The sequence below is a fragment of the Arthrobacter sp. YC-RL1 genome (assembly GCF_001454985.1).
In the GTDB taxonomy this organism is placed as follows: Bacteria; Actinomycetota; Actinomycetes; order Actinomycetales; family Micrococcaceae; genus Glutamicibacter; species Glutamicibacter soli.
Genome location: NZ_CP013297.1, coordinates 279,368 through 302,527, shown reverse-complemented (window position 1 = coordinate 302,527; position 23,160 = coordinate 279,368). Strand labels below are relative to the sequence as shown.

At 62.5% G+C, this 23,160-nt stretch carries 21 protein-coding genes; 10 read left to right on the top strand and 11 right to left on the bottom strand.

The window, feature by feature from the left end; translation table 11 throughout:
* Positions 1–16: 16 nt before the first annotated feature.
* From ATC04_RS01405 to ATC04_RS01380, 6 genes are all read right to left on the bottom strand, one after another.
* Positions 17–1,237 carry an acetyl-CoA C-acetyltransferase gene (locus ATC04_RS01405; RefSeq protein ID WP_047120443.1) on the bottom strand — a complete coding sequence of 407 codons (1,221 nt, stop codon included), beginning with the start codon at positions 1,235–1,237 and terminating at the stop codon, positions 17–19.
* Positions 1,237–2,052 carry an SDR family oxidoreductase gene (locus ATC04_RS01400; RefSeq protein ID WP_047120444.1) on the bottom strand — a complete coding sequence of 272 codons (816 nt, stop codon included), beginning with the start codon at positions 2,050–2,052 and terminating at the stop codon, positions 1,237–1,239. Before ATC04_RS01400 ends, ATC04_RS01405 begins: the two co-directional genes overlap by 1 nt.
* Positions 2,053–2,185: 133 nt before the next feature.
* On the bottom strand, positions 2,186–2,941 hold the full coding sequence (locus tag ATC04_RS01395) for an ABC transporter ATP-binding protein (protein ID WP_047120445.1): 756 nt from the start codon (positions 2,939–2,941) through the stop codon (positions 2,186–2,188).
* Between the two features lies 1 nt (position 2,942).
* Entirely contained in the window at positions 2,943–4,766 is a 1,824-nt protein-coding gene (locus ATC04_RS01390; RefSeq protein ID WP_047120446.1) for a branched-chain amino acid ABC transporter ATP-binding protein/permease, read from the bottom strand.
* 1 nt (position 4,767) lies between these two features.
* Entirely contained in the window at positions 4,768–5,625 is an 858-nt protein-coding gene (locus ATC04_RS01385) for a branched-chain amino acid ABC transporter permease (protein WP_047120447.1), read from the bottom strand.
* Between the two features lie 76 nt (positions 5,626–5,701).
* On the bottom strand, positions 5,702–6,913 hold the full coding sequence (locus tag ATC04_RS01380) for an ABC transporter substrate-binding protein (protein ID WP_047120448.1): 1,212 nt from the start codon (positions 6,911–6,913) through the stop codon (positions 5,702–5,704).
* Between ATC04_RS01380 and ATC04_RS01375 the strand changes: the two genes are divergently transcribed.
* The 5 genes from ATC04_RS01375 to ATC04_RS01355 all read left to right on the top strand — a co-directional run bounded on the left by ATC04_RS01375 (position 6,876) and on the right by ATC04_RS01355 (position 12,327).
* Entirely contained in the window at positions 6,876–7,814 is a 939-nt protein-coding gene (locus ATC04_RS01375) for an SDR family oxidoreductase (protein ID WP_200899425.1), read from the top strand. The genes ATC04_RS01380 and ATC04_RS01375 overlap by 38 nt on opposite strands.
* A 106-nt stretch (positions 7,815–7,920) precedes the next feature.
* The gene (locus tag ATC04_RS01370; RefSeq protein ID WP_082124026.1) at positions 7,921–8,364 is read left to right on the top strand and encodes a thioesterase family protein; all 444 of its coding nucleotides are present in this window, start codon (positions 7,921–7,923) and stop codon (positions 8,362–8,364) included.
* Positions 8,365–8,413: 49 nt separating this feature from the next.
* Positions 8,414–9,850, top strand: coding sequence for an MFS transporter (locus tag ATC04_RS01365; protein ID WP_052772542.1), 1,437 nt, complete (start codon positions 8,414–8,416; stop codon positions 9,848–9,850).
* Positions 9,851–9,915: 65 nt separating this feature from the next.
* Positions 9,916–11,127, top strand: coding sequence for an NADH:flavin oxidoreductase/NADH oxidase (locus tag ATC04_RS01360; protein WP_047120451.1), 1,212 nt, complete (start codon positions 9,916–9,918; stop codon positions 11,125–11,127).
* A gap of 639 nt (positions 11,128–11,766) precedes the next feature.
* Positions 11,767–12,327 (top strand): hypothetical protein, encoded by a 561-nt coding sequence (locus ATC04_RS01355; RefSeq protein ID WP_052772543.1) that lies wholly within the window; start codon positions 11,767–11,769, stop codon positions 12,325–12,327.
* An 11-nt stretch (positions 12,328–12,338) separates the two neighbouring features.
* Here the strand turns inward: ATC04_RS01355 and ATC04_RS19140 are convergent, their stop codons facing one another.
* From ATC04_RS19140 to ATC04_RS01340, 3 genes are all read right to left on the bottom strand, one after another.
* The gene (locus tag ATC04_RS19140; RefSeq protein ID WP_157359269.1) at positions 12,339–12,680 is read right to left on the bottom strand and encodes a hypothetical protein; all 342 of its coding nucleotides are present in this window, start codon (positions 12,678–12,680) and stop codon (positions 12,339–12,341) included.
* A gap of 497 nt (positions 12,681–13,177) precedes the next feature.
* Positions 13,178–13,624: a nuclear transport factor 2 family protein gene (locus ATC04_RS01345; protein ID WP_052772544.1), complete on the bottom strand. Its 447-nt coding sequence runs from the start codon at positions 13,622–13,624 to the stop codon at positions 13,178–13,180.
* A complete protein-coding gene (locus ATC04_RS01340; RefSeq protein WP_047120454.1) occupies positions 13,621–14,388 on the bottom strand; it encodes a hypothetical protein in 768 nt (255 codons plus the stop codon). The genes ATC04_RS01345 and ATC04_RS01340 overlap by 4 nt, the downstream gene beginning before the upstream one ends.
* A 210-nt stretch (positions 14,389–14,598) precedes the next feature.
* Here ATC04_RS01340 and ATC04_RS01335 point away from each other — a divergent pair, with 210 nt between their 5' ends.
* Positions 14,599–15,783, top strand: coding sequence for a thiolase family protein (locus ATC04_RS01335; protein WP_047120455.1), 1,185 nt, complete (start codon positions 14,599–14,601; stop codon positions 15,781–15,783).
* A 100-nt stretch (positions 15,784–15,883) separates the two neighbouring features.
* On the opposite strand, the gene ATC04_RS01330 is transcribed toward ATC04_RS01335, so the two are convergent.
* On the bottom strand, positions 15,884–17,362 hold the full coding sequence (locus ATC04_RS01330) for an MFS transporter (RefSeq protein WP_052772545.1): 1,479 nt from the start codon (positions 17,360–17,362) through the stop codon (positions 15,884–15,886).
* A 218-nt stretch (positions 17,363–17,580) separates the two neighbouring features.
* A complete protein-coding gene (locus tag ATC04_RS01325) occupies positions 17,581–19,047 on the bottom strand; it encodes an MFS transporter (RefSeq protein WP_047120456.1) in 1,467 nt (488 codons plus the stop codon).
* 287 nt (positions 19,048–19,334) lie between these two features.
* Here ATC04_RS01325 and ATC04_RS01320 point away from each other — a divergent pair, with 287 nt between their 5' ends.
* The 4 genes from ATC04_RS01320 (at position 19,335) to ATC04_RS01305 (ending at position 23,160) form a co-directional block, all read left to right on the top strand.
* Positions 19,335–20,093 (top strand): SDR family oxidoreductase, encoded by a 759-nt coding sequence (locus tag ATC04_RS01320; RefSeq protein WP_047120457.1) that lies wholly within the window; start codon positions 19,335–19,337, stop codon positions 20,091–20,093.
* Between the two features lie 132 nt (positions 20,094–20,225).
* Positions 20,226–21,413 carry a Rieske 2Fe-2S domain-containing protein gene (locus ATC04_RS01315; protein WP_197413501.1) on the top strand — a complete coding sequence of 396 codons (1,188 nt, stop codon included), beginning with the start codon at positions 20,226–20,228 and terminating at the stop codon, positions 21,411–21,413.
* Between the two features lie 85 nt (positions 21,414–21,498).
* Positions 21,499–21,777, top strand: a complete 279-nt coding sequence (locus ATC04_RS01310; RefSeq protein ID WP_047120458.1) for a hypothetical protein — start codon at positions 21,499–21,501, stop codon at positions 21,775–21,777.
* Between the two features lie 123 nt (positions 21,778–21,900).
* Positions 21,901–23,160 carry an NADH:flavin oxidoreductase gene (locus ATC04_RS01305; protein ID WP_047120459.1) on the top strand — a complete coding sequence of 420 codons (1,260 nt, stop codon included), beginning with the start codon at positions 21,901–21,903 and terminating at the stop codon, positions 23,158–23,160.

Below are 23,160 nucleotides of genomic sequence, written 5' to 3'. Positions count from 1 at the left end.
ACTATCGCTGCTAGTACTAGTTCAAACGCTCCAGCACCAGTGCCATGCCCTGGCCACCGGCCACGCACATGGTTTCCACCGCGAACTGCTCGTCGCGTTCCTGCAGCGCGTGGATCGCGGTGGTGGTCATGCGGGCGCCGGTCATGCCAAACGGGTGACCCAAGGCGATCGCGCCGCCGTTGACGTTGACCTTGTTCGGGTCGATGCCGATGTCGTCGATGGACGGCAGCACCTGGGCGGCGAAGGCCTCGTTGAGCTCCATGATGTCCATGTCCTTGATCGACATCTTGGCGTTGGCCAGGGCGCGCTTGACTGCATCGACCGGCCCCAGGCCCATCAGCTCGGGAGTCATCGCGGCCACGCCGGTGGACACAATGCGTGCCAGGGGCTTCAGGCCCAGTTCCTTGGCTTTGGTATCACTCATGATCACCAGTGCTGCGGCACCGTCGTTCAGCGGGCAGCAGTTCGCAGCGGTCACGGTCCCGTGTTCGCGGAATACCGGGGCCATGGTGGCGAGCTTCTCCAGCTTCACGCCGGCGCGCGGTCCGTCATCGGTGGACACTACGGTGCCGTCACCCAGGGTGACCGGGGTGATGTCCTTTTCCCAGAATCCGCGAAGCCCTGCTGCTTCGGCGAGGTTCTGGCTGCGCACTGCCCATTCGTCCTGGGCTTCGCGGGAGACGCCGCGCAGTTGGGCGACATTCTCCGCGGTGTCCCCCATGGCGATGTAGATGTCCGGCAGCTCGCCCTTGGCGCGAGGGTCGCTCCAGCGCGAGGAAGCATCCTCATTCAGCGCCTTCGTGCGGTCCATGGCCGCGAGGAAGGCAGGGTTCTTGGTGTCCGGCATGCCGTCGGACTTGCCCAGGCCGAAGCGCGATACGGTTTCCACGCCGGCCGAGATGAAGACGTCGCCTTCGCCGGCCTTGATGGCGTGGAAAGCCATGCGGGTGGTCTGCAGCGAGGACGAGCAGTAGCGGTGCACGGTGGTGCCTGGAACCGAGTCCAGGCCCAGCTGCATGGCGACCATGCGGGCGATGTTGTAGCCCTGCTCGCCGGCTGGCTGCGCGCAGCCCATCATCAGGTCGTTGATGGTGTTCGGGTCCAGTTCCGGCACCGCGCTGAGCGCTGCCTGCACCATCTGCGCGGCCAGGTCGTCGCCGCGCATTTCGCGCAGCGAGCCCTTGTAGGCTCGGCCGATCGGCGAACGCGCCGCTGAAACAATAACTGCCTCTGCCATTAGAGTGCTCCTTCTACTTCAAGTTCAAGTGGTTTCAGTTCATCGGCGTTCGGGGTGTGCGCAAGGAAGGCCGGCCATTCTCCGCCGCCGTCCACGTCCAGCACCGCGCCGGTAATGTGGGATGCCATATCCGAGGCGAGCATGACGCAGGCGGCGCCGATCTCGCTTGGCGCTGCGAGCTGTCCGCGCGGGATGGTTGCCGCAACGCGCTCGAAGCTTTCCTCGTCGCCGTAGTGGTCTATGGCGCCTTCGGTGGCCACCAGGCCGCAGCTGACTGCGTTCACGCGGATGTGCGGCGCCCACTCCACCGCGAGGCTTCCAGTCAGGCTTTCCAGCGCGGCCTTGGCCGCGCCGTACACCGCGGTGCCCGGGCTCGGGCGGCGGGCGCTGATGGAGGTGATGTTCACGACCGAGCCCTTCTCAGGCTGACGCATCATCACCGGCAGCACTGCGCTGGCGACATGTGCGGCTGAGAGGAAGTTCAGTTCCGTGATGGCCTGCAGGTAGCGTGCAGAGACCTTTTCAAAGCGGCCGAAGGGCGAGCCTCCTGCATTGTTGACGGCGACGTCGATGCGGCCGCGACGGCTGTGCACCTCGGAAACCCAGTCCTGGACCTGCTCCGCGTTGCGGACATCCACCTGGGTGAAGTGCACCGAAGGGTGCTCGCTGATTCCGCCGGCCTCCGGGAGGCTGCGTCCGCAGATCTCCACGACGGCGCCGGCGTCGAGAAATGCCTGGGTGATTCCGGCACCGACTCCGCGGGCGCCGCCCGTAACGAGCACTACCCGGTCCTTAAGGTCAATAACGACTGACATCGTTTTCCCACCTTTCTCCTTGCCGCGAGACAATGTGCGACAACCAAGCAAATGCTTGTTTCTATGTTGACATGATTCTAGTTCTATCACCCATTGGCACGACGGCTCAATGGGATCGAGTAGCAATTCTTATCTACTCCGCCATCTGCTTCGCAGGCACTGATTCACTGGTGCCGAAGTACGCTTCTTGGAGTTGTTCAAGGGTCATTGACGAGGCCGGGCCAGCTAGGGATGTCCGACCCATATCAAGCACGGAAACTTCATCAGAAATCTCCAGCGATTCCTGAACGGCCTGCTCAACGAGCAGAATTCCAAGTCCTGTGGCTTTGAGCGAGTGCACGCGCTCCATGACTTCTTTCATGATGGCAGGAGCCAGGCCCTGGCTTGGTTCGTCAAGGATGAGAAGTTTTGGCTTGGCCATTAAGGCTTGGCCGATGGCCAGCATCTGCTGTTGCCCACCAGACATGCTGGACGCTGGGAGACTTCTCTTGTCGCCGAGGATCGGGAAGAACTCGTAGATCTCCTGAACTGCTTCCAGCAGCGCACGCTTCTTCGACTTCGTCGAAAAACCGCCAAGCAACAGGTTCTGTTCAATCGTCAGTTCGTGGAAGACCCTTTTACCTTCTTGAACATATGACATGCCCTGTGCAACGCGTCGATGAGCAACGGTTTCACCCAACTTCTTTCCAAGGTACCGGACCTCACCGCCATAAGTTCGGTTCAGTCCCGTTATTGCTCGCAGGGTAGTAGTTTTTCCGGCACCGTTGCGTCCCAAGAGGACCGTGATCTGACCACTGCGAACGGTCAAGGAAACGTCACGCACGACTTTCAGATCGCCGTAGCCGGTCTGCAGGTGTTCGACTTCGAGCAGGATATTCTCTTCAGTCATTTCATGCTCCTACCAAGCTAGTTCCATCAGAGTCCGAAACAATGCCCAGGTACTCTTCCATGACCCGCGGGTTCTTCTCAATCTCGGCAGGTGCGCCGTGAGCCATCACCGAGCCTTGGGCAAGAACGTAAATAACATCCGCTAGCCGCAGCACTAGCTGGAAGTTGTGCTCGACGATGACAACGGTCAAGCCTGCCTCGCGAAGCCGCAGAATGAGATCAGCAAGTACGTCAAGCTCGTCTTCATCCAGCCCCGAGGCAACCTCGTCCAACAAGATGACCTTGGGTGAGCCAATCAAACTACGGGCAACTTCCAATAACCGACGGTTGCCGAGCGGGAGCGAATCGGCATCAGCATTGAGCTGCGATCCGAGACCCACGAGGTTAAGCACACGTTGCGCTTCGGAACGATCCTCGCGGCGAATACGGCGGAATTTTGGAGTGCGAAGGACTGCTTGAAGGATCGAAGCCCTCTGCGTCGAGTACCGGCCAGATTCGACCGCTTCAATGACACTCAGATTCTTCGGGATATTGGGCGTCTGGAAAGTTCTCGAAACGCCGGATCGAGCGACCTTATAGGAAGGCAGCCCCTGGATCTGCAAATCGTCCAGCGCGATAACGCCTTCATCCGTTTCGTAGTATCCAGAAATCATATTCAGCAGTGTGGTTTTGCCAGAGCCGTTCGGACCAATGATCGCTGTCACGGCTCCGGGCTTTGCCTCGAGACTGACCTGAGACAACGCCTTGTTACCGCCAAATGCCTTTGAAACCGTTTGCACAGACAGATTTGCACCTTGCAGCACTTCCACATCCGCAACGGCATTCTCCGCAGAGCTGCCCTTTGAACGTCCTGCCTGCTCCGCTGCCTTGTAGTCCAGCTTGCGGACAATCTTCTGCCCTACACCGGCGATTCCTCCGCTGAAGAGGACTCCTCCAAAGAGCAGGAATCCACCAGTGATGATCAGCCCATATTCCTGGAAGTTGGTTGCTTGGTTCAAGCCGAATTGGAGAACCCCAGCACCAACCAAGGCACCGTAAACACTGGCCGAGCCTCCGAATACGGACGCGGCCAGTACTGTCATAGCCACGGTGAAGGTAAAGGCTTCTGGCGAAATGAACATATCCAGGTTGGCAAAGAGGACGCCGGCCAAGCCTGCCGGGATTGCACCCAGCGCATAAGCAGAAAGTTTCATACGGAACACGGAGATGCCTAACGATGAGGCAAGCACAGGGCTTTGCTTGAGCACTTGAAATGCAGTTCCGTGTCGGGAAACCACGACGTTGCGCATGAAAGCAAACCATAGAATGGCTATTACGACGACCAGAACGTAGTACTGATTTTCCGTTACCGGCTCCCCGAAAAGCGTGGGAGTGGCGATTCCCGTCAGCCCATTGCGTCCACCGGTCGACTCCTTGAAAATCGAGAGGACGTCCGGGATCAAGAGGATCAGGAAGAATGATGTCATGGCCAAGGACCAGCCGCCGAGTCGCAGGCCCGGAACTCCCGAAACCAGGCCAACGACTAACGCAGCCAGAGCTCCGACAAGAAGCTGGACCCAGATCTCGGTGATTCCAGCCTTACTAATAAGGCCAGCCGTGTAGGCACCCGCCGCGTACATTGCGATATGCCCCATCGCCAACTCACCGGCATAGCCCAAGTTGAGGTTCAGCCCCGAGACGATGAGAGCCAGCAACAAAGTGAGGATGACCTGTCGGGTCATTCCATAGTTCAGACCCAAGGAGGGCAATAGCAACAGCACGATTCCGAGAAGGAGCGGCAACGCCCATGTCGGCAGTGCCCGGATTTTCAGCCAAAGTGCTAACACGTCATACCGTCCGTTCTTTTTGCCGGCTAAACAGCCCCGAAGGCTTCGCCATTAGAATCACGACCAAGATCAGGAATACGCTCAGGTTCGCAAAGTCAGCACCGATGTATCGGCTGGCGAGCGCTTCTGTGAGTCCTACGATCAGTCCGCCAGCGAGAGTGCCGGTCAACGATCCAAAACCACCGATGGCAAGTACCACGAATCCTTTGAGTGCCAGTGACGCGCCCAGCGTTGCTACCGCATAAGTTTTCGGGCCGACAAAGAGTCCCAGAAATCCTGCCAGAACACCAGTGAAGGCAAAAGCCAGGAATGCGAAACGTCGAACATCCACACCGCGCAACTGCGCAGCTTCACGGTCTTCGCTCATCCCCATAAGGGCAATGCCGATCAGGCTGTGCTTGGAGAACTGGTTCAGGCCGATGACCAGGAGAATCACCACTGCAACCAGCACAAGTTCTACGGGGTAAACGTTGCCGCCAAACAAGCTGATGACCTGATCACCAGCAAAGAAGGGAACTCGGTAGGGCTCTCCGCCCCAAATCAGCTGCGCGACTCCCTGCAGAATGATCGAAGCACCCAAAGTGGTCACCAGCAGATTATGCATGTCCTTCACAGGACGAATCGCAATCCGCTCTTCAAGGGCCGCTATAAGTCCAACAATGATGGCCGCCATGATGCCAACCAACCACCATGGCAGCTGCATGACTACGATGCCCACATAGGTGATGAAGGCACCGAGCATCATGAGAGAAGCTTGAGCAAAGTTGAATGTTTTCTGCGAAATAAAAACAATGTTGTATCCGATGGCAACCAGTGCATAGACGGCACCAATCGCCATACCCGACCAAATGATTGTCATGAGCGCTCCTGTTCTAAAACCGGATCAGGCAGGGGCCACGCCATTTTTGCAGCGTGGCCCCTGACGATTTGAATCGTTACTGGAACTGGCCGTTGACCATTTTTGACGGGGAGATAAAGATCAGATGTTCTGGTTCCATATGCGGGGCGTGGGATTCGCTCGTAAATGCGTACTTGGGAAGAATCTGCGTTTGCGCGGCTTCTTGGACTTTGCTATCCAAAAGTGCTTCGGCGATGTTTTTGGCCTCAAGGGAGTTCGAGGACTCCGCAGCCGACTTCAGCAGCCACATCGCATCGTAGTTGTAAGCAAGAATAAGCGAGGAGCCAATGGTGCCCGTCTCGGCCATCAGCTTTACCGCCGCGTTGAGCTTTTCGTTCTTTGGATCGAATTTGGTGCTCTCAAAGACCTGCATTGTCAGGTTTTTGACCTGGGACGTACCTAGGACTCCTGCGGGTGGGTCCGTGGCTACCAGGCTGGTGGCAGATACCGAGTTGTTGCCAATTACTGGAATATCCCAGCCAAGCTTTTCGATTCCCTGCAGCACATATGCAAGTGGCGCACCGTAGGAGTCAAGAACCAATGCATCCGGATTACTGCTCTTGAGCTTCTCCAGCTGGGGCGTCATGTCCAGGGCCGCGTTGTCATAGCCCTCGTTGCCCGTGACCTTCAATCCCGAAGAGGTGAACGTTTGTTCGGTAAGTTTGCCGAACAGCTCGCCTGTCGCACTGGAGCCATGAAGAACAGCAACTTTTTCATACTTTTTCCTCTGGATTTCCGGGACAAAACCGTCGATATAGTCCTGCACACTCGGTGAGAGATCAAAGTTGAGCGGGTTGACCGATGGATCTGTCGACGTTTCGGTTGGCCCGATGTTAAACGAGAGAATCTGCTTCTGCGTTAGAACCGGCAAGATTGCCTCCGCTACCGTTGACGGACCGGAGTTCATGACTGCAACGGGCTTTTCGCCTTCAGCAAGCTTCTCACGCAATTTTGTCACAGCCACGGTAGGGTCAGCGCGATCATCGATGACTTCGATCTCAAGCTTCTTGCCCAAGATTCCGCCGGCTTCGTTCACAGCTGCAACGGATGCTTCCGCGGCTGTTACCGAAGTCGCCGCGTTGTTCGCAAGAATGCCTTCAGCGCCAAGGCCTCCCAGAACCAGCACCTTCAGCGTACCGTCACCGTCGCCTGCACCTTCGGCAGAAGATGCCGAATTCGCGCAGCCAGTGAGCGCCAAACCTAGCACTGCCATGGATGCAACCAACGATTTTGCCTTGCCAAAACGCATAGCGCTCTCCTTACATAACAATCAGATAATTAACAACCTAACGCTTGCTACATTGAGCATAAGGCCTAGCGTCGCGAATACCAAGCGATCGCTTGCTTGGACTTCTTCGTCTAAAGCTGATAGCTTGCACGGCATGACACAAAAAGCTGCCGCCGGCATCAAGGAATCGGGAATATCACTCGTCGCGGGAGGCTCCGGAGGAATCGGTACAGCGATTGTCCGCCGCTTGGTTAGGGGTGGGAAAAAGGTTGCATTCACTTTCCAGCAATCTGCCCCCTCTGCGCTCGTGGAAGAAATGGGCAACAAGGCGACAGCGCACCGCATTGACCTCCAAGATCCCCAGGCTTGCAGGAAGCTAGCCGACGACCTCATTGCACAGCACGGCGCAATTGAAAACTTCATCCACGCCGCAGGACCGCACGTCCCAATGGTGCACCTTTCGAAAGTTTCACCTGAAAATTTCGCCGATCAAGTCAACGCTGATCTCGTTGGATTCTTCAACATCATTCATGCAGTTCTTCCTTCCCTCCGAACCACATCTGGATCGATCACCGCTGTAACTTCGGCAGCCACTGCTCGTTACCCCAAAAGGGACGGCCTTTCGGCGATTCCCAAAGGCGGAGTCGAGACCATGATTCGCGCATTGGCTGCCGAAGAAGGCCGCTACGGTGTACGAGCAAACTCCGTTGCTCCGGGCATGCTGAGTGACGGGATGGCTGCGCGGCTGATCGATACTGGCGAACTGGATAGCAACGCCCTCCAGGTCACCATGGATAACATCCCCTTGAGAAGATTTGGCACTGCGGCAGATATCGCAGAGGCTGTCGCCTTCCTCGTTTCAGAAAAGGCAAATTTTATATCCGGCCAGAAGCTGAACGTGGACGGCGGATATAGCGTCTAGGATCGATTCTTCCCGTTCACTCGGATCCGGCAAACTGCACCGTGCAAATGCTGGGTAATGTTTGCTTGCGCTCCATACAAATCGAATTCAGGCGGGACTTCCAGCAATGTCGCTCAATTTTGATACTGAACTTTCCACACCGGTGCACGAGCACACCCAACGATTGAGCTACGCGGACACGGACCCCGCCGGAATCCTCTACTACGCCACCTGGTTCCCGCGCATGGAAGCGCTGCAGACCGAATGGCTGCTGCTGAACGGATTCCGCCAAGACACCCTGCTCGAACGCTTCGGCTGGTGGACGGTGTCCCGGGCCACCCACTGCGACTACCTGCAAGCGGCGCGGCTCTTCGAGGAAATCACCATTGAGCTGCGCGTCGGGGAAATCGGGAATTGCTCGGTTCGCTTCGACTTCCAGATGTGGCGGCGCAGCGACCAGACCCTGGTGGCAACGGCCTCCAACTGGCTGGTGACCGTCAGCCCGGATCAGAAAGCCATCCGGCTGCCGGAAGTGTTCCTCACCTTCCTGGAATCCGGCGCGGCCCAATGACATCCATCGCTTTGTTTTGCCCGCCCGCCAGCGAGCGCAGGATGCTCCCATGAGCCTCACCCGCAACGCCGAGGCGGAGGACCTCCGGCTCAAGCCGAAGAGCTCCCGGTGGCCCACCGCCATCCTGCTTGCCGTGAGCGGCATGCTCTCCTCGATGCAGTTCACGCTGATCGTCCCATCGCTGCCCAGCTTCTCCGAAGACCTCGGGGCCTCGGCGGAGGATGCTTCGTGGCTGGTGACAATCACGCTGCTTGCCGGGGCGGTGGGAACCCCGGTGCTCTCGCGCATGGCGGACATGTACGGCCGGCGGCGCCTGCTGCTGGTGACCCTGGGACTGCTGGTGGCCGGCTCACTGACCGCCGCGTTGGGGCCGGGCTTCGGCTGGGTGCTGGCGGGCCGGGCCCTGCAGGGCTGCGCCTCCTCCATCGTCCCCATCGGCATCAGCCTGCTGCGCGACATGATGCCGGCCGGGCGCGCAGGCACCGCAATTGCCGTCATGAGCGCGACCGTCGGACTGGGCTCGGCCACCGGGCTGCTGCTCTCCGGGGTGCTGGGCAGCAGCGGGCTCGGCACCGCGGGGATCTTCGTATTCTCCGCCATCGGCGGGGTCCTTGCCCTGGGCGGCGTGCTGCTGCTGGTCCGCGATGCCGGATCCTATCCGGGCGGCCGGTTCGACATGCTCGGCGCGCTGGGCCTGTCGGTGGTGCTGGCCAGCGCCCTGTTCGTCATCTCGAGGTCCAGCTGGTGGGGCACGAACCCGCTGCCGCTGGCGGTGATTTCCGGGCTCGGGGTGCTCACTGCCTGCTTGTGGGTTCCACTGCAGCTACGCAGCGCCCGTGCGGTCATCGACCTGCGCACCGCCTTCCGCCGCCCGGTGCTGTTGACCAATATCGCCACCTTCTTCGCCACCGCGGGGATGTTCGCCAACCACCTGCTGACAGCCCACGAGGTGCAGGCCCCGGCCGGCATCGGATCCGGGCTGGGGCTCAGCCCGGTAGAGGCGGGACTGGTCATGATCCCTGCCTCGCTGACCATGGCCGGGCTCTCCCCGGTGGCGGGCATGCTGCTCAACCGCATCGACGCGCGCAAGGTGCTGGCCCTCGGCGCGCTGGTCATGTCGCTGGCCTTCGTGTTCCGCCTGTTCACCCACGGTTCGCTGGCAGTCATCGTGGTCGGTGCGGCGCTGGTGGGCGTGGGCACGGCGCTGAGCTTCGCGGCCATGCCGGCGCTGGTTATGGGATACAGCCCGGCGCAGGACGCCGCGGCGGCCAACGGCATCAATTCGCTGATCCGCACCTTCTCCGGGGCGGCCACCAGCGCGGTGTTCGCCTTCCTGCTCTCGAGCTTCGCGGTCTCCGCGGGCGGCTCGCAGTTCCTGACCCAGTCAGGGCTGTCGCTCGCCTTCGGCGGCGTCGCCGCAAGCTGCCTGCTGGCCTCGGTGCTGGCCCTGCTGCTGCCGGCTTCTCCGCGCGGAACTGAACGCTGATCGCGCCGGTGCCGGAAAGTGGGACTGGCCGCCCGGGCGCTGCGGCTGCTCGATAGAGTGCTGGCATGACTATTGATGCGCGCACAGCAAGCACCGAGGACCGGGCGCTTTTTACGCCCCTGACCATCCGCGGCACCACGCTGCCGTTGCGGGCCGGCGTTTCGCCCATGTGCATGTACGCCGCGGTTGACGGCTTCGCCAGCGACTTCCACCTGGCGCATCTGGGGCGTTTCGCCCTGGGCGGCGCGGGGCTGGTCATCGTCGAGGCGACGGCCATCGAGCCGCGCGGCCGCATCTCCCATTTCGACCTGGGCCTGTGGGACGACGCCCACGTGGAGGGCATGACCCGCATCGCGAGCCTGCTCGACGCCCACGGTTCGGTCCCCGGAATCCAGCTGGGCCATGCAGGGCGCCGCGCCTCGGTGCGCGAGCCGTGGCATGCCGGCGCCCCGCTGGATGAGACGGACGCCCTGGCGGGCAACCCGCCGTGGCAGACCGTCGGCCCCTCGGCCTTGCCGGCCGGCCCGAACTGGCCGGTGCCGACCGAGATGAGCGAGGCGGAGATCGCCGAGTCGGTAGCCCAGTGGGCATCCGCAGCGCGCCGCGCCGCCGAGGCGGGCTTCCGCTACATCGAGCTGCATGGCGCCCACGGCTACCTGCTGCATTCCTTCCTCTCCCCCATTTCCAACACCCGCACCGACGGCTACGGCGGGGACACCGCCGGGCGCATCCGCTACCCGCTGGAGGTCATCCGCGCGATCCGCAAGGCTATCGGCGACGAGATCATCCTGGCCTACCGGGTGTCCTCGGTGGACGGCGTGCTGGACGGCGGCCTGGGCATCGAGGACATCGTCGAGTTCTCCCGGCATGCGAACGCCGCCGGCGTGGACGTCATCGACACCTCTTCCGGGGGCATCACCACCGACCGTTCCAGCGACACCCGCGTGCGCCGCGGCTTCGGCTTCCATGCGGACTTCGCCCGGGCCATCAAGGCGGAAACCGACGCGGTCGTGGCCTGCGTGGGCTTCATCGTGGATCCGGAGCAGGCCAGCCGGATGATCGAAGACCAGGACGCGGACATCGTGCTGCTGGGACGCGAGATGCTGGACAACCCGAACTGGGTGCACCATGCCCGGCGCGCGCTGGCGACCGACGAGTTCGAGCACTGGGACCAGCGCTTCGGCAGCGCCCTGGGCCCGCGCCTGTCCACCCTGCAGCGACTGGCGGAGTCCGGGGAAACCCCGCTGACGCGCTTCGAGCAGTACAGCGGCGCCTAGCGAAACTCGGCTAATACTTGTGATGCTCCTGGAAAACCAGAAGCATCACCTGCTTAATACGAATGCCCGTCGTTGACTGCCCTGGCAAATCAGACCTCGAGACGATGGTTCACGGTGTCCCTAGCGCGATTCGGCCCAGCATTGGAACTTGCAGCGAGAATTCATCATTGAAGCAGCGCTCCGTTGGTAGCGCCCACTAGAGCCTGAAACCGACAGGAAACGTAATCGGACATTTGTTGGCGCGTTCTGGATTAAGCCACTAACACAGGCTCAAGCAGGAGATGGGTATTGGAGCGACAATTCCAAGCGAACATGAGGAGGCACGGAGCGGGCAGGTCAAATGTAGGTCAACGGAGTCGGTTTCAGCGCCGATACGAAGCCGTTCGCTGGCGTACTTGTCGACGTTCCTGAACGTCCGACATACAGAGATAAGAGCCGCAGCTAGGGCTGCAAGAGTGGACATGGATGGACGCTTCATAACACATTTTCAAAGATGCCACCATCCTACTTAAGTAGGATGACTGTTCACAATAGCACCTTTGATTTGGCCTAGCTTAAGCCAAATGAGTTAGATACGGTTTAAGTGCAGATACCCCAGAGACCAGTTGGGGTAGTTCACGCTCATTTGGAGAACAAAGAATGAAGAATAAGCTTGTGAACGCTTCTATTGCTGCCTTCCTGGCTTGCGGCTTGACCTTCACCGCACTTCCCGCGTCAGCGTCAACGCCCACCCAGGTCCATCCAGCAGGTACAAAACTTGCTGAAGCATCGGTGTCGGATGCCGAAGTGGAAAAATTGGCTAAGGACCTTGACGCCCTATTCACCCATGGAATCACCCAGAACGAAGATGGGTCGTTCCGTGTAGATGAACAGAGCATCATCGGGCACTTTGGCGAGGCCGAAGGCCAACAGATTATTGCCCAGTTCCGTGCCCAGGTGCCACAAACTCATACCGAAAATCTTCCAGTAGCATCGACGGCAAGCTACGGTCAGTGCGTCTTGAACTTCACCGGGTTCGGGGCCCTCTTCGGCGCTTCTGAAGGAACGATCCTGGGATACATCAATCGCAAGGATTGGAATAAGGCGGCTCAAACTATGGTGAAGTTCTTGGGCAAGCAGGCTGTTAAGGGCGGAGTTGTAGGCCTAGCCGCCTCGCTCGCAGCAGCTGGCGCTTGGTGCGCGACACCTTGGGCTAAGTAATCCGTTCTCTTTCAGAAGGTGATCTCAATGCAAAATGAAGGAATGTTCAGGATGTCCACAAGCCTGAAAATTACGGTGGCGGCATGTTTCACCGTCGGATCAATTTTCACCGGAGCGAATGGTTTGACCGTGGTTTCCTTACTCTCGGCCCTCGCTGCTGTCATTGCAGGTGTTACGGCTGTAGCTGAGGTGAGCCGAGAAGCCCGGAAAGCAGGATTCATTGTCGGAATAATGGCTAGTGTGTTCTCAGTGTTAGGTACCGCATTCGTCCTAACTGCGAGTACCGAATTGCCCTTTGCAATCGTGGCAACAATCGCCGCCGTCCCAGTGCTGTTATGGGTCGCTTTGGCCATAGTGCACGGGAAGGCAGGGGTAGCGAAGTCCCTAAGCTAGCTCGTACACGAGTAATCGGTGGTTGGGAGGTTCTTGCGAAACTCTCGATCACCGATTTTCTGCGTTAAAGCAGGCTCACCGAGTCAAGGCGGGCCGCCGAGGGGGTCTCCACTTCGTTCACGTTATTTCGATTACCCGCCCCATCGCAGTTTCAGACTTTGACGCTAAGGCGAAGTATTGCATCCACAGAGACAGGCCCAAACAGTGGCTCGCCTTGATAGTTCGGTCACGCGCCGTTACTGGCCGAATTTCCCAAAGACTTTATAGGCTCGTTCGGTCTCGGCTAACTCAACTCGCATACACCGATTTCCAGTTTCCAAGTCACTCGATGCTGCTATTTAAGGCATCACTGTTCTTCTCGTCGAGGACCTTGAGTTCGCCGAGTGTTCCATCGGCTAAAGTCGAGTGACGTCCCTTGTCGTGCCCCTCATTCCACGATAGAGTCCGAGGCGCACCATTAGTTGCTGAACAGCTGCCGCGCCCATTCGCTGCCGGTCAGCAGGCGGTTCTCGCGTTTGGATACCTTCCAGCCCTCGGTGGTGCGGGTGAGCTCCCAGCGGTTGGCGCTAACGCGCTCGGCGGTCCATGGCTCGCCGCGGCGGGCGAAAACCAGCGAATGGTTGGTGGCCACCGCGGTGTCCCCATCGATGCGCAACGACGGGGCAGTGCCGACGTGCGCGCACCCGGCGGCCATGAAGTCCTTGTGGGTGTCGAATTCGACAAGCCCTGCAAGGTCTTCGTGTTGCAGCGTGGTGGTGTCGAAGGAGTAGGTCCCGCCTTCGGCCCAAAGCCGTTCGATGGCCTTCCCGTTGCCGGAGTCGGCGAAGGGGCCGTAGCTTGCGATCAAGTCCAGGATTTCAGCCCGGTCTTCCAGCGCCTGCAGGCGCTCTTCGATGTTTTTCACCAGTCCCTCCAAGGAACGATTGTGCTCAGTGTCGAGGAAAAGAGGACTTCTCCGGCCTTTGGCACCGAGGGTTCGGCGGCAAGTTGCTGTTCGGCGCCGCGGATCGCTGCACCGGTGCTCTCCGGTTCCCCGTCCAGGTACAGCAGCCGGATCCGCAGTTCGCCCGGCTGGTGGCTGACGGTGTCCGCGAAAGGCAGCGTGCTGTGCTTCTGCGCGTGGCTGAAGGAGAAGGTCCAGCCTCCGGCGACCCCTGGGACTTTCAGCAGTTCCGGCATCAGCTCGGTGTCTTCCCAACGGAAGCTGTCGTGTGCGTCCAGACCGTGCGGTTCCGGGTAGCGGGTGAGCGTGATGTGCATGCCCTGGTTCGGGCGGAACGGCAGCACGTAGGGGCTGACCAGCGCGTGCGGCGCGGAGTAGCCCTTGACCGGGCGGAAGAATGCCAGCAGCTTGCGTTCGACCCCGGGAATGATGGGCCCGCGGCCCCACTGGAATGACGCTTCGCCCAGGCGGTCCCAGGCATCGACGCTGTGCTCCACTGGATCCCGGAACCAGTACATCGCCACGAAATCGGTGTCCGCGAACGCCGAGTCGGCGGCGTGCGCCGGATCCTCTTCACGGACCCGGGCCCAGCGGTCTCCCCAGGCCACGCCGGGCAGGGCCAGGTTCTCGGGGCGGTGATCCAGCTGGTGCCAGCGGTTGTACGCGCCATGCAGCGAGTCATCGTCTAGCTGGACGAAGGAGAAGAACGCCAAATCGGAGAACATGAAAATCCTTGCTCCGGAAGCTTCCGGGTCGCCGCGCGGACCCGGTGGGGGTCCCCGCCCTCCATGCTCGCGCAACGGCGGCGGGCGCTGCCGGAAGGATCCCGGAGAACGGGATCATCCCAGGCCCGCCACTAGGACTTTTTTGTAACGTGGCAGGCATGTGGCATGGCCGTGGGCCTGCATTAACTACCAGGATCTAAGGAAGCCGACTTGTCTACAGAAAAGATCGCCATTCTCGACGGCGCACGCACCCCCGTAGGCCGCTACGGCGGGAGCCTGAATTCGGTGCCGGCCCATGAGCTGGGCCAGATTGCCGCGCGCGAGGCGCTGTCCCGCAGCTCGGTCGCCTCGGAACAGGTCGACGAGGTCATCATGGGCTGCGTGGGCCAGGTCGGCCCCGAAGCGTATCTTGCCCGGCGCGTGGCCCTCGGCGCGGGGCTGCCCGAGTCCACTCCCGCGTTCACCGTCAACCGCCTGTGCGGCAGCGGGCTGCAGGCCATCTGGTCCGGCGCCCAGCAGCTGGCTTGGGGCGGCTCGCAGTTCATCCTCGCCGGCGGTGCCGAGTCCATGTCCCGCATGCCTTTCCTGGACTACGACTCCCGCGGCAACTCCCGGCTGGGCAACCGCACCGTGCTGGATGGCACGGTAGCCATGCTCACCGACCCGTTCTCCGGGCAGCACATGGGCGTCACCGCTGAAAACGTGGCGGACAAGTACGGCATCAGCCGCGAGCAGCAGGACGAATTCGCCGCCGAAAGCCAACGCCGCTCGGGCACCGCCGAAGCCTTAGCCGCCTTCGCCGAGGAGATTACCGCGGTGACCACCGGCGGGCGCAAGCCGGCCACGGTGAGCGTCGATGAGCATCCGCGCCCGGACACCACCGCCGAAAGCCTGTCTTTGCTGAAGCCCGCATTCCGGGCCGGTGGCAGCGTGACCGCAGGCAACGCCTCGGGCATCAACGACGGCGCCGCCGCGGTGCTGCTGGCCAGGCAGCAGACCGCGCAGGAGCTCGGCCTGGGCTCGCTGGCCACCTTGGAGCATGTCACCACCGCCGCGCTGGACCCTGCCTACATGGGCTACGCCCCGACGCTGGCCCTGCACAAGCTCTTCGCCGAAACTGGCCTGTCCCCGCACGACATCGACATCTTCGAGGTCAATGAGGCCTTCGCCGCGCAGGCGCTGGCGGTCATCCGGGACGCGAAGCTGGATCCTGCACGCGTGAACCCCTACGGCGGCGCCATCGCCCTGGGCCACCCGATCGGCGCCACCGGCGCCATCCTGCTGCTGCGCGCGGCCAAGGACCTGGTGCGCCGGGACCTGGACCACGCGGTGGTCACCATGTGCATCGGCGGCGGCCAGGCGCTGGCCGCGCTGATCAAGCGCACCGGCGCCTGATCCGCGCCGCACCCCGCGCACAGCACAGAGGCCGGGGAGGGACACCGATTACTGGGTCCCTCCCCGGCCTCTTGCCTGTGTTGCCTGCTGCCCGCTGGGCTTAGCTTTCGACGGCTCCGACCAGATCCTCGTTACCGGCGGCAGCGGTGCCGGCGGCACGCTTCCCGTTCTTCCGGTCGCGGATCAGCCAAGAAACCACGAAGCCGATCAGGCTGGTGGCCAGGACGATCGTGTAGGTCAGCGTGTAGGCGGATTCCGACGGAACCCCAACGCCCTCCACGGTGGAGGAGGCCAGCGCCATGGTGGTCACGGTCGTGCCCACGCCCATGAAGATGGTTCGGGTGACGGTGTTGATGCCCATGCCCTCGCTGGTGTTCTCCACCGGCACCGACTCGGCGACCAGGTTCGGGAACGCGGTGTAGGCGAACATGGTGCCGATGAACACCACGTTGATCGCGATGATGTAGCTCAGCACGCTGTACTGCGCCCAGAACAGCGCCCCGTAGCCGATCACGCAGATGACCACGCCGATCAGCAGCGAACGGCGCGCACCCACCTTCGCGGCGATCTTCCCGCTGATCGGCGAGCAGATGAACGCCACGGACGCGGCGCCGAAGATGACCAGTCCGCCCATGGTCGGCGACAGACCCAGGCCCACGCCGAAACCGGCCGGGGAGAGCATGATCATCGGGCCGATGATCTGCGCGGCGACCAGCGGGCCCACGCTCAGGATCGCGGTGGCCAGCTGGGTCAACGCCATCTTGTTGGTCTTCAGCAGGCGCAGGTTGATCATCGGGTTCTGGACCCGCAGTTCCCACCAGATCCAGATCGCGGCGAGGGCCAGGCCGCCGAGCACGAACTGCAAGGTGCGGGCGCTGGTGATGCCCCAGGCGGCCGCGTTCGAAACGCCGTAGAGCACCAGTGCCACGGCCGGGGCGAAGAGCAAGCCTCCGATGTAGTCGATCCTCCGGTCGTCCTTGCTCAGTCCGGTGGAACGGTCAAGCATGGTCATGGCCATGACCGCTGCGATCAGGCCCAGGATGCCGGAGACCATGAACAGGCCGTGCCAGTTGCCCAGGTCCAGCAGCACGCCGGCGACCAGGCTGCCGCCGGCGCCGGCGATGAAGGATACCGCGGCGACCAGCGCGATGGCACCGGGGACCTTGTCCTTCTCGATGCCCGCACGGGCGATGCCCAGGCCCAGCGGCAGCGTTGCGCCCGCCGCGCCCTGGAATGCGCGGCCGATGATGACCCCGATGATGGAGCCTGCCGTGAAGCTGATGATCGAGCCGACCACCGAGATGCACAGCACGATCACCAGCATCTTCTTGCGTCCGTAGATGTCTCCCAGGCGGCCGCAGATCGCGGCGGAGGCCGCGGCGACGAGCAGGAAGGAGGTGGCCGCCCAGCCGGCGGTGGCCGCGTCCGTCTGGAACTCGGCCATTAGGCTGGGCAGGGCGATGAAGATCATCGCGGATTCAAAGGTGCCGACCAGTTCCGTGGCGATCAGCACGGTGATGATCTTTGCATAGCTGGACCGGGTGGCCCCGGCCTGTTGTTTGTCTAGAAACGACGCCATCGTGTTTCCTTTGCTGTTGTCAGTGCATGGTTGCGACAGCGCCCGGGGAACCGGGCGCTGGGTAATGCGTACTGAAAGAAAGTCCGGAACGGCGCGCGAGATTTGGGATGCGCCACCGGCGGACGGGTCCCCGCCCCGGACCGCTCGATGCGTCGAGCAAGCCGGGGCGGGTGGAATATGGCGGGTCCGGGTGGTGCCGGACCCGCTGCGCGCGGGGCCTAGCGTCCCTGGACGCTCAGGGTGGAATCCTGCGGATCCGCGGCGTCGGTGCGCGGCGCATCCTTGATGCGTAGCGCCAGCAGGAAGCCGATCACGCAGGAAGCGCAGATGATGATGTAGGCGGTGTTGAACGCTGACTCGGTGGAGACCATGGTTCCCTCCACGGTGGAGGAGGCCAGCGCGACGGTCAGCACCGTGGTGCCCACGGCCATGAAGATCGTGCGGGTCACCGTGTTGATGCCCATGCCCTCGCTGGTGTTCTCCAGCGGCACCGATTCGGCGACCAGGTTCGGGAACGCGGTGTAGGAGAACATGACGCCGATGGAGATCACGTAGGTGTTGATGATGAAGGTCAGCAGGTTGTTGTCGGCCCAGAACATCATCGAGTAGCCAATAAAGCTGATCACGATGCCGATCAGCAGCGCACGCCGGGCGCCCACGGCCGCGGCGACCTTGCCGCTGAACGGGGAGCCGACGAAGCTGAGCGTCGCGGCGCTGAAGATGATCAGGCCGCCCACGGCAGGCGAGACGCCCAGGCCGGCCGGGTCGGTGGCCGGGGCCAGCAGGATCAGCGGGGTCAGGATGCCCACCGCCACCAGCGGGCCGATGCCCAGCACCGCGGTGCACAGCTGGGTCAAGGCCATCTTGTTGGCCTTGAGCAGGCGCAGGTTGATCATCGGGTTGGAAACGCGCAGCTCCCACGCGACCCAGAGGGCCGCCACTGCCAGGCCGCCGAGCACGAAGCCCAGGGTCCGTCCGCTGAATACGCCCCAGGCGCTGGCGTTGGTCAGGCCGTAGAGCACCAGGGCCACGGCCGGCGCGAAGAGCAGGCCGCCGACGTAGTCGATGCCGCGGACTTCGCCGCGGGCCACCGGGGAGGTCTTCAGCATGGTGATGACCATCAGCGCGGCGATCAGGCCCATGGCGCCGGAAACGATGAACAGCGCCTTCCAGTTGCCCAGTTGCAGCAGCACGCCGGCAATCAGGTTGCCGCCGGCGCCGGCCAGGAACGAGGACCCGGCGATCAGCGCGATCACGTTCGGCACCCTTTCCTTGGGCAGTTCCTGGCGGGCCAGGCCCAGGCACAGCGGCAGCGTCGCCCCGGCCACGCCCTGCAGCGCACGGCCCAGGATCACGCCTTCCAGCGAACCGAAGGTGAAGCTGATAATCGAGCCGACCACGGAGATCGCCAGCACGATCGCCAGCAGCTTCTTGCGCCCGTACATGTCGCCCAGTCGTCCGCAGACCGCGGCGGAGGCGGCGGCCACCAGCAGGAAGGCCGTCGCGGCCCAGCCGATGGCAGCCGCGTCGACGTTGAACTCGTGCATCATGCTGGGCAGCGCGATGAAGATCATCGCTGATTCAAAGGTGCCGACGAATTCGGCGACCAGCAGGACGCTGACAATTTTCGCGTAGCCAGGGAACTTGGCCGTTTTCGGTGAGGCATGCTGCCCGGAGGACGCCATGGCGCTTCCTTTTCTGTGCGGTGTGAGTGATGTACGCCCGCGGTGCATCGGTGGTTCCCGGGGCTTCCTTCCCGGGAGTGCGCGGATCGCCAAGCGTCCTGCGCGACGCAGTTAACTGCGTGGATCGGGGGCCGGATGCCGGCCGCCCTGCGCGAGCGTGAAATCAGTATGTTGCCGATCCGAAAACCGCTCCGCGCAAAGTCCCAGACAGTGGGATAAGAGGAGATCCTCGTCACATCCGCTTGGCACACTGAGTGCTGAAGCGTTGGCAACGAATAGGAGCAGGCATGGGTGTACTCGACGGCCGGGTGGCTTTGATCACCGGAGCGGGGCAGGGCGTAGGCCGCGGCATCGCCCGCGCATTGGCGTTCGAAGGAGCGCGGGTAGCGCTCGCCGGACGCACCGCGCAGAAGGTGGAAGACACGGCCGCCCAGATCCGCGCGGAAGGCGGAGACGCCCATGCGTTCACGTGCGACGTCATCGACCCGGAACAGATCGAAAAGCTGGTCGGGGACGTGGTGGAGCATTTCGGCTCCCTGTCCATCCTGGTCAACAACGCGCAGACCACCGTGCATGGACAGCTGCTGGACCTGGCGGAGCAGGACTACCTGCGCGGCATGGAATCCGGCCCGCTGGCCACCTGGCGCTTGATGCGCGCCTGCCACCCGCATATGCAGGGCAATGACGGCGCCATCGTGAACCTGGGTTCGGCCGCGGGCGTGCGGTGGAACCCGACCGGCTACGGCGGCTACGCGGCCGCCAAGGAAGCGATCCGCGTGCTGACTCGCACGGCCGCCTGCGAATGGGCAGCCGACGGCATCCGGGTCAACGCAATTCTTCCGCTGGCCACCTCGCCCTCCCTTGAGCATTGGGAGCGCATCAACCCAAAGGAAGCCCGCGAGTACATCGCGACGATTCCGCTGGGGCGCATGGGTGACACCGAGAAGGACATCGGCCCGGCGGTCGTGTTCCTCTGCTCGGAAAACTCCCGCTACATCACCGGGCATTCCCTGCCGGTGGACGGCGGGCAAGTGCTCATGCGCTGAGCAACCCTGCAAGACCCCCAGCTCGCTGCACCAAACAGGCCTTCACCGATGATGGCCCTGCCATCGGTGCGCAGCTACCCTTCGGCGGCACCTTACGGATCGCCGGCACCACACCAACGCAAAGGAGAAGCCATGTCCATTGACATGACCGAAATCACCGATTCCGAGCAGTTCGACGAAGTCCGCCTGATCGACGCGGGCAGCAACCCGACCCGCTTCGCCCGCGGCTGGCACTGCCTGGGCCGCTCCAAGGACTTCCGCGACGGCAAGCCGCACACCATCAAGGTCTTCGGCACCAAGGTCGTCATCTGGGCCGACACCAAGGGCAAGCTCAACGTGCTGGACGCCTACTGCCGCCACATGGGTGGCGACCTGTCCAAGGGTGAAATCAAGGGCGACGAGATCTCGTGCCCGTTCCACGACTGGCGCTGGGGCGGCGACGGCAAGTGCAAGGACGTGCCGTACGCACAGCGCGTGCCGCTGCGCGCCCGCACCGCCGCCTGGGAAACCATGGAGGTCAACGGCCTGCTGTTCGTCTGGAACGACCCGCAGGGCAACCCTCCTCCGGCTGACGTGACCATCCCGGAGATTCCGGGCTTCGGCACCGACGAGTGGAGCGACTGGTCCTGGAACACCTTCCTGGTCGAGGGCTCGAACTGCCGCGAGATCGTGGACAACGTGGTGGACATGGCGCACTTCTTCTACGTGCACTACCAGATGCCGCAGTACTTCAAGAACATCTTCGAGGGCCACGTCGCCGCGCAGCACATGCGCTCGACCGGCCGCGACGACATCCACACCGGCGTGCAGCTGGACATGCCTGACTCGGAGACCATCTCCGACGCCGCCTACTACGGCCCGTCCTTCATGCTGGACACCGTGTACACCGTTGCCGGCGACACCACCGTTGAAACCAAGCTGGTCAACTGCCACTACCCGATCTCGCAGGACTCGTTCGTGCTGATGTTTGGCACCTCGGTGCACACCATCGACGGCGTCACCCAGGAGCAGGCCAACGCCATGGCCGACATGTTCACCGAAGGCGTCGAGACCCAGTTCAAGCAGGACGTGGAGATCTGGAAGCACAAGACCCGCATCGAGAACCCGCTGCTGACCGCCGAAGACGGCCCGGTCTACCAGCTGCGCCGCTGGTACGAGCAGTTCTTCGTGGATGTCGAGGACATCACCGAGGACATGGTCGCCCGCTTCGAGTTCGAAGTGGACACCACCAAGGCACTGGAGACCTGGAAGGTCGAGGTCGCTGAAAACGTGGCCAAGGGCATCGTTCCGGAACAGGATCCAACCAAGGCCAAGGCCTAGCCTTTACCGACTAACCACGCACCCGGCGCATCGATGCAGGGGAAAAGTACTATCGGCCCGGAAACGGGCCAGCGAGGAGCACCTCATGAAACAGATCGATTGCCAGCAGTGCGGGACCGCCGTCCTGGTGGAGAAGTTCAGCATCCCGCACACCAGTGTGCAGTGGGTCAGCGATGCGGCGACCTCGTGCCCCCGCTTCGCCGAAGCCACGGCCGATGCCCGGGACAGCGTGTGCGGCACCACCGCACTGAGCTGCTCGTCATTGAGCCAGAGCATCGATGACGCGGTGCGCGAGGGCCGCCTGCCTATCAAGTCCCGCGTGGAGCCGGTCATCGGCGACGCGCTTGTCGCCGACGCCCTCTAGGAATTTCGGCGGCGCACCCGGCAAAGGGGCTCCCACCACGGTCCGCACCATGGTGGGGGCCCCTTGTCTCTGTTTGTTATCCCCTATCCCACCACCCGGCCTCGTGCCGCGAAAAGGATGAGCATGACCACGACAATTCCCGATCCGTTCGCCCCGGTCACCCTGGGCCCGGTGACGCTGCGCAACCGCATCATCAAGGCCGCCACCTCCGAGGGGCGCTCCCCCAAGGGCCTGGTCACCGATGACCTGATCGACTTCCACCTGGACTTCATCCGCGGCGGCGCGGGCATGACCACGGTGGCCTACTGCTGCGTCTCCCCCGAGGGCGCCTCGGCGCCGGGCCAGATCCTGATGAGCGAGAAGTCGCTGCCAGGGCTCAAGCGGCTCACCGACGCGATCCACGCCGAGGGCGGTGCGATCTCCGCGCAGCTGGGCCACGCGGGCATGGTCGCCTCCAAGAAGATCACCGGCGTGACCTCCATGGGACCGAGCAAGTTCGTGAACCCCTCCTCCATGGAATACTGCCGCGCCATCCGCCGCGAGGAAATCGCCATGGTCATCGAGCAATTCGGGGCGGCCGCCCGGATCGCGGTGGAAGCCGGCTTCGACGCCGTGGAGCTGCACTTCGGGCACAACTACCTGCCCAGCTCCTTCCTCTCCCCGCTGCTGAACCGCCGCAAGGACGAATACGGCGGCAGCATCGAGAACCGTTCGCGCTTCGTGCGCGAGATCGCCCAGCGCGTGCGTGCGGAGGTCGGGTCCAAGATCGCGGTCATCGCCAAGATCAGCATGGACGACGGGCTGCCGGGCAGCATCTGGCTGAACGACTCGATCCGCACCGCGCAGCTGCTGGACGAGGACCGCAACCTTGACGCGATCGAGCTGACCCAGGGGTCCTCGATCATCCGTCAGATGTACCTGTTCCGCGGCGACGTGCCGGTCTCTGACTTCGCGGCGGTGGTGAAGGAACCGATGAAAACCGGCGTGCGGCTGTTCGGCAAGTTCGCCCTGGGCAGCTTCCCGTACAAGGACCTGTACATGCTGGACGCGGCGCGCCAGTTCGTGCCGGCCATGAAGCACACCAAGCTGATCCTGCTCGGCGGCATCAACAACCGCGAACACATCGACACCGGCATGCGCGAGGGCTTCGACTTCGTGGCCATGGGCCGCGGGTTGCTGCGCGAGCCCGACCTGGTCAACCGCATCCGCGAGGATTCCACGGTCACCAGCCGCTGCATCCACTGCAACAAGTGCATGTATACGGTCTACGGGCGTACGCACTGCGTCATGGAGCCGAACAGCCACCACGGCGCGCTGCCGGAAGCCGACTCGCCGTACGCGGCGGACCGCGAGCGGTTGCTGCCGCTGAGCAGCGTCGGCTAA

Bases quoted from the DNA above. Each gene is read 5' to 3' on its own strand.
- ATC04_RS01315 (WP_197413501.1), top strand. From the start codon at position 20,226: ATGTCCATTGACATGACCGAAATCACCGATTCCGAGCAGTTCGACGAA.
- ATC04_RS01320 (WP_047120457.1), top strand. From the start codon at position 19,335: ATGGGTGTACTCGACGGCCGGGTGGCTTTGATCACCGGAGCGGGGCAG.
- ATC04_RS01370 (WP_082124026.1), top strand. From the start codon at position 7,921: ATGTCGCTCAATTTTGATACTGAACTTTCCACACCGGTGCACGAGCAC.
- ATC04_RS01325 (WP_047120456.1), bottom strand. From the start codon at position 19,047: ATGGCGTCCTCCGGGCAGCATGCCTCACCGAAAACGGCCAAGTTCCCT.
- ATC04_RS01405 (WP_047120443.1), bottom strand. From the start codon at position 1,237: ATGGCAGAGGCAGTTATTGTTTCAGCGGCGCGTTCGCCGATCGGCCGA.
- ATC04_RS01400 (WP_047120444.1), bottom strand. From the start codon at position 2,052: ATGTCAGTCGTTATTGACCTTAAGGACCGGGTAGTGCTCGTTACGGGC.
- ATC04_RS01355 (WP_052772543.1), top strand. From the start codon at position 11,767: ATGAAGAATAAGCTTGTGAACGCTTCTATTGCTGCCTTCCTGGCTTGC.
- ATC04_RS01395 (WP_047120445.1), bottom strand. From the start codon at position 2,941: ATGACTGAAGAGAATATCCTGCTCGAAGTCGAACACCTGCAGACCGGC.
- ATC04_RS01330 (WP_052772545.1), bottom strand. From the start codon at position 17,362: ATGGCGTCGTTTCTAGACAAACAACAGGCCGGGGCCACCCGGTCCAGC.
- ATC04_RS01385 (WP_047120447.1), bottom strand. From the start codon at position 5,625: ATGACAATCATTTGGTCGGGTATGGCGATTGGTGCCGTCTATGCACTG.
- ATC04_RS01340 (WP_047120454.1), bottom strand. From the start codon at position 14,388: ATGTTCTCCGATTTGGCGTTCTTCTCCTTCGTCCAGCTAGACGATGAC.
- ATC04_RS01360 (WP_047120451.1), top strand. From the start codon at position 9,916: ATGACTATTGATGCGCGCACAGCAAGCACCGAGGACCGGGCGCTTTTT.
- ATC04_RS19140 (WP_157359269.1), bottom strand. From the start codon at position 12,680: ATGGCCAAAGCGACCCATAACAGCACTGGGACGGCGGCGATTGTTGCC.
- ATC04_RS01310 (WP_047120458.1), top strand. From the start codon at position 21,499: ATGAAACAGATCGATTGCCAGCAGTGCGGGACCGCCGTCCTGGTGGAG.
- ATC04_RS01365 (WP_052772542.1), top strand. From the start codon at position 8,414: ATGAGCCTCACCCGCAACGCCGAGGCGGAGGACCTCCGGCTCAAGCCG.
- ATC04_RS01380 (WP_047120448.1), bottom strand. From the start codon at position 6,913: ATGCGTTTTGGCAAGGCAAAATCGTTGGTTGCATCCATGGCAGTGCTA.
- ATC04_RS01375 (WP_200899425.1), top strand. From the start codon at position 6,876: ATGGATGCAACCAACGATTTTGCCTTGCCAAAACGCATAGCGCTCTCC.
- ATC04_RS01305 (WP_047120459.1), top strand. From the start codon at position 21,901: ATGACCACGACAATTCCCGATCCGTTCGCCCCGGTCACCCTGGGCCCG.